We start from the raw sequence: 5,235 nt of genomic DNA, 5'->3' as shown, positions 1-5,235 counted from the left end.
AAAAGCATTACCAGGATAACCGATGAAAAACCGGCAAGGATAGCTATTGTTACAAACTTAGCTAACCATCCGTAACCAGGCATAAAAGCGTTGATAGCGTAAGTTACAGAAGCCTCTTTTCCTTTAATTAAAAAGTCTTTATAAGGAGCTAAGCCTGTTAAAACGTGTGAGAACAGGATATAAAGGATAGTACAAAACACCAATGAGATCAAAATACCTTTAGGCATATCTTTCTGCGGGTTTTTCGCTTCCTGGGCTGCTGTTGATACGGCGTCGAAACCGATAAAAGCGAAGAATACAACACTCGCACCACGTAATACACCCAGCCATCCATGGTTAAAAGTATCGGCATAATTAACATCGCCGGTACTGGTGTGTACAACACCCGCATCGGCAGGGATCATGTACGGAGTGTGATTTGCAGGGTTGATGAAGTGCCAGCCCAAGCCTATGATCAGCAATACAATTGCTACTTTAATAATTACAATAATGTTGTTAACCGCAGCAGACTCCGCAGTACCGCGGATCAGTAACATTGATAAAAGGAACAGGATCAATATAGCAGGCAGGTTCACGAAGCCATGAACTCCAATTTGATCAGTATACATACCTGTAGTAGATATGTTGGTTTCCCATGGTGAATGACACCATTCAAACGGTATATGAAAATTAAAGAATGTATTCAAAAACTCGTTGAAATACTGCGACCAACCTATTGATACTGTAGCTGCACCAAGTGCATATTCCAAAACCAAATCCCAGCCTATGATCCAAGCAATTAACTCACCCATTGTTGCGTATGAATAGGTGTAAGCCGACCCGGCAATAGGTATCATACTGGCAAATTCAGCATAACATAAACCAGCCAGGGCGCAACCGGCCGCGGCTATAATAAAGGAAATAGTAACCGCCGGACCTGCATGTTCGCCGGCCGCTGCTGCGGTACGCACAAATATACCGGCACCAATAATAGCCCCGATACCCAGTGCAATCAGCGAGCTAAGCCCAAGTGTGCGCTTCAGCGTTTTTTCTGTTTCTGCCGAAGCAGCAAGTAATTGCTGAATAGGTTTCTTGATAAATAACTTCATTTTAAATTAGTAAGATCAGTCAAAAATTAAAATTTACATTTCCCCAAACGTACTTAAATTTATTGAAAACATAAAGAGCCGAATGAAACAACAGTTAAGTATTAATTATCAAAATATTAAACTGTTAAATGCTATTAAATCTATAGAGAATCGGATTTAATCTCAATTTGAACCATGATTTTGGGGATTAAAGGATTGCATGATTTAGAATTATGGGATTATCTTCTATTTCTGCTGTAAATCCCTGCCAAAATCGGCTCTTTGCAACTGTCCACCGCAAATTGCCAACTACAAACTGCCAACTTCTTACTGCTCCCCATCCCGTTTCACCAGCAATACCTCGTCATTATCTAACAACAGGTAGCCATACTCGTAATTAAAAAAATAGGTTGATCCGTTTTTTGTTTGATAGATACTGGTGATATGGTCGAAATCAAAACCTTTTGCGGTGAGTTTTTTGCGGGTTGTTTTGGTTTTGCCGGTGGGGTTCAACTCCTCCATTACGCGGCGGTTACGGCGCAGGATGTTATTGATATTCCGCACCAGGTTATAACTGTTGCTGTTGAGCTGATTGTTGTAATTATTGCGGCACAGGTCATTACAAAACTTTTTATCGGCACGGCCCTGCAATGGCGTACCGCAATCTAAACAAACTCTTTCCTGGTTCATAATGATAAAGGTAGCGATTAATTTATCCGCTTGCAAACGCTTACAAACGGATACTATCGACTATAAACGGTTAATATCCGGCTAATTTTTTAGTCTTCCACCACCTTTGTATCGTTAATTCAAGCAACAGTAAACATTAATAATAAAACGATGAACTCATTAAGAAACAGTGTACGCCTGGTAGGAAATTTAGGCATGGATCCGGAAGTAAAAGTATTTGACAGCAGTAAAAAGATGGTGCGTCTTTCTATTGCCACCAACGAAAGTTATAAAAACGACAAAGGCGAAAAAATAACCGATACCCAGTGGCATAACCTTGTTTTCTGGGGCCCGCAGGCTAAACTTGCCGAAGACCTGCTTAAAAAAGGCGATGAAGTTGCTGTAGAAGGTAAACTGTCTAATCGCAACTATACTGATAAGGATGGTGTTAAACGCTATATATCTGAAGTAGTGGTTAACGAATTTTTAAAGATGGGCACCAAAGGCTGAAGAGCAAATGGTGATACGCCCAAAGCGATAGGACGCTGGCGGGTAAGATCACTTGAATCTCGGGGACAGGTATCGCCAAGGGAAGAACAACCTTCACCAGAAGTTTAAAACGAAATGTTTTAAACTTCTGGGAGCATCCCTTAGTTTTCACTTACGCATCCGCCCCAAAAGCTTTGATATATGCGGTTCTTTCAACAATGGAATGAATAACCCCATCCAACTGCTGCGATGTTGTATCAATATGGCCAATGATCTCTTTATTAAGCGGGTTTTGCAGATCGTCATTATCAAATAAATTAACCAAACCCAAAATAGTGGCTACAGGTTTACGCAACTCGTGCGAGCTGATATTGGCGATTGTTTGCAGGCGGTTGTTCTGCTCGCGGATATTGTCTTCTGTCTTTTTGCTTTCAATTAATACCCTTAGGATATTAACCGTCCGCTCAATGATGCTGAGCTCATCGTTGCTTGGCTCACGTGTTTCGTGGTAATAAATACCAAACACTGCCAAAACTTTTGAGCCTTTTGAGCTCATTACCGGGGTTGACCAGCAGGCCTTTAAACCATATGGCCTCACCATATGAACATAGTTATCCCAAAGCGGGTTGTTTTCTATGTCGCTTACAATTACCTGTTCGCGATGGTATACCGCCCTGCCGCAAGAGCCTACTTCAGGGCCTACAGGTAACCCTTCCAGGAAATCGCAATAAGCCTGCGGTAGCCGGGGAGCAGCCAGTACATGCATTTTTTCCTGCGGATCGTCCACTTCCAATACCGAGCAGACCATGTCCGGAAAAATCCGTTCAATGCCCCGCAATAATTCACGTGTAGTTTGACCAAGAGTATATTGAGCCGTAGCATTCAACTCAAGCACCTTTTTTTCAAGTCCTAATACCCATTCCTGCATCTTGATCTCTGTGATGTCACGGATAAAAATAGCCAACTGGTTTCGATAAGGGTAAATATTGATACGCAACCAGCTATTAGAATTAGTGTTAAGATATTGTACTTGTATCGACCGCCTTTCGGTTAATGATGTTTGAAATTCACTTGACACCCTTTCGGTTAAACCCAGGCTTTCGATCTGCATAAAATTGATATCTTTCAGATCGCCAGTACTCAGATTAGTCATAGCATGAAACGCCGGATTAAAAGCGGTGATGTTCCAGGAAGAATCAAGCACTGCAAAACCTTCATTAAGGCTTTGAATGGTATGCTGAACAATATCATTTTCCGGCTGCTCGATCATGCCGGCAAGGGTATTACCGCTTGAATAAACAAGGCCATCGTCCTCATTTAATATTACCGACCAGATAACACTAAAATAGCAGCCATCTTTTGCCTTTACCCGGCTTTGATAACCTATCAGTTTTTTATGAAGAAAAAGACTTCCCTGCGATTCGGCCTGTCGTTCCTTATCTGCGGGATGACAAATGTCTGCTATATTTATATCTGCTAAGTCCTCGTCGGTATAATTAAAGGTATTGCGGAAAGCATGGTTGGTATGCAGGATCACACCACTCATATCCATGACAAAAAAGATGTCTTTTGAATGAGTGAAAAGTGATGTAAACCTTATATCCATTTGCTGCAGGCATAACATATTTATAATAACTAAGTTATAAAAATGTTTGCAATATTATCTAATATTTAAGGAGTAGTTGCTGCCACAGGTATTATTTTTCCGTTAAAAAACTTACTTCCGGTTAAGGCAAAATCGGCGATGTATTTACCCATTTCAAAGGCCATTACCGGCGATTCATAACCCGGGAAAGCCTGTTCCAGCATCTCGGTTTGTGCAGAGCCTAATGCCAGGCAGTTTACTTTGATACCTTGTTCGGTCAATTCCTGCGCTAAACACTCGGTTAGCGTGTGCAAAGCTGCTTTACTTGAAGAATAGGCCGCCAGCCCCGGAAACTTAGCACTCCCCTGAAAGCCGCCCATGCTGCCAATATTAAGGATATGCGAACCGGCTGGCATCAAAGGTACCAGGGCCTGGATAGCGCGAACATGGCCAATGAAGTTGCTTTGCAGCATCTCCACAAAGTCCGACTCAAGCAATTCGGCAAATGGTTTATTGACAAGCACCCCTGCATTATTGATCAAAACATCAACGCGGTTATCAAAATGTGATGCTATAAACTGCTGCAAGCCTTCATAGTCGTCATGAACAATGTCAAATTTCAAGGCAAACAACTGGCAATCGGGATTTAAGCCGTGAGCTATCTCCAGCAAACGTTCCAGTTTATCCTGCGAGCGGGCCAGCGCAATCACCTTGTGGCTGCCCGAAAGTATCAGTTCAATTACGGCTTCAAAGCCCACGCCGCTACTGGCGCCGGTTATTATGATGTTCATATTCCCCTATCCCCCTAAAGGGGGAATAATTGTTTGTTAATTAATTTCTATTTGAACGTCATTGCGAGGTACGAAGCAATCCCCGATTAGCAGAGCGGTCCTGTATAGTTTGGGATTGCTTCGTACCTCGCAATGACGATTGATTTAGTACCCCTAAGATGATAAATCAATTGCTAAACTACCAATTTTTGCTCAACCAGGTGCTTGATCAAATAAAAACCATCACTGATGAGTTTACCGTATTCGGGCTCATTATGTCCTTTTTGTTCAAGAAAATACTTGATCTCGGCAGCCAGTGCAGGCTCGACACCTTCATGATCAAGTATTTCCAGTATCTCCAAAGCGCAAAGCCAGTCGTCATGATGGTCTTTTTGTAATTGCAACCATACGTTACCTAAAAAGCCATAGTCACCATGGTTTATGCGGCAATTACGCACCTGTTGGTAAAGCTTTTGCAGTTCTTTACTTTTATGATCGTGCACGGCATGATGGGTCTCTGTTTTTGATTTATAAACAATGGTTTCGTAAGCTTCCCTGTCGGCCGCCCCGCAAAATACCGAAACGATCACTTCACCAACAGCCATATCATACCCCCCCCAGGCCGGGTCAAACAACACCATTCCTTCTTTATCAG

The 5,235-nt window shown here is 42.3% G+C and carries 5 protein-coding genes and 1 pseudogene; 1 reads left to right on the top strand and 5 read right to left on the bottom strand.

Annotated features, from left to right (window positions below):
- A partial coding sequence (locus VF500_RS26880) for an amino acid permease (protein WP_330862620.1) occupies positions 1-1,088 on the bottom strand: 1,088 nt, incomplete at its 3' end.
- Between the two features lie 306 nt (positions 1,089-1,394).
- Positions 1,395-1,757, bottom strand: coding sequence for a hypothetical protein (locus VF500_RS26875; RefSeq protein ID WP_330862619.1), 363 nt, complete (start codon positions 1,755-1,757; stop codon positions 1,395-1,397).
- Between the two features lie 150 nt (positions 1,758-1,907).
- Between VF500_RS26875 and VF500_RS26870 the strand changes: the two genes are divergently transcribed.
- On the top strand, positions 1,908-2,246 hold the full coding sequence (locus tag VF500_RS26870; protein ID WP_330862618.1) for a single-stranded DNA-binding protein: 339 nt from the start codon (positions 1,908-1,910) through the stop codon (positions 2,244-2,246).
- A gap of 151 nt (positions 2,247-2,397) precedes the next feature.
- On the opposite strand, the gene VF500_RS26865 is transcribed toward VF500_RS26870, so the two are convergent.
- The 3 genes and pseudogenes from VF500_RS26865 to VF500_RS26855 all read right to left on the bottom strand — a co-directional run.
- The gene (locus VF500_RS26865; RefSeq protein ID WP_330862617.1) at positions 2,398-3,831 is read right to left on the bottom strand and encodes a PAS domain S-box protein; all 1,434 of its coding nucleotides are present in this window, start codon (positions 3,829-3,831) and stop codon (positions 2,398-2,400) included.
- Between the two features lie 65 nt (positions 3,832-3,896).
- Positions 3,897-4,601 carry an SDR family oxidoreductase gene (locus VF500_RS26860; protein ID WP_330862616.1) on the bottom strand — a complete coding sequence of 235 codons (705 nt, stop codon included), beginning with the start codon at positions 4,599-4,601 and terminating at the stop codon, positions 3,897-3,899.
- A gap of 173 nt (positions 4,602-4,774) precedes the next feature.
- Positions 4,775-5,235: pseudogene (locus tag VF500_RS26855) on the bottom strand (phenylalanine 4-monooxygenase); the annotation flags it as partial.

The sequence above is a fragment of the Mucilaginibacter sp. genome, assembly GCF_036383575.1.
Taxonomy (GTDB): Bacteria; Bacteroidota; Bacteroidia; order Sphingobacteriales; family Sphingobacteriaceae; genus Mucilaginibacter.
This window is presented reverse-complemented; position numbering and strand designations above follow the sequence as displayed.

What these genes read in the sequence shown, in the direction of transcription:
- VF500_RS26875 (WP_330862619.1), bottom strand. Translation starts at nt 1,757, where the DNA reads ATGAACCAGGAAAGAGTTTGTTTAGATTGCGGTACGCCATTGCAGGGC.
- VF500_RS26870 (WP_330862618.1), top strand. Translation starts at nt 1,908, where the DNA reads ATGAACTCATTAAGAAACAGTGTACGCCTGGTAGGAAATTTAGGCATG.
- VF500_RS26865 (WP_330862617.1), bottom strand. Translation starts at nt 3,831, where the DNA reads ATGGATATAAGGTTTACATCACTTTTCACTCATTCAAAAGACATCTTT.
- VF500_RS26860 (WP_330862616.1), bottom strand. Translation starts at nt 4,601, where the DNA reads ATGAACATCATAATAACCGGCGCCAGTAGCGGCGTGGGCTTTGAAGCC.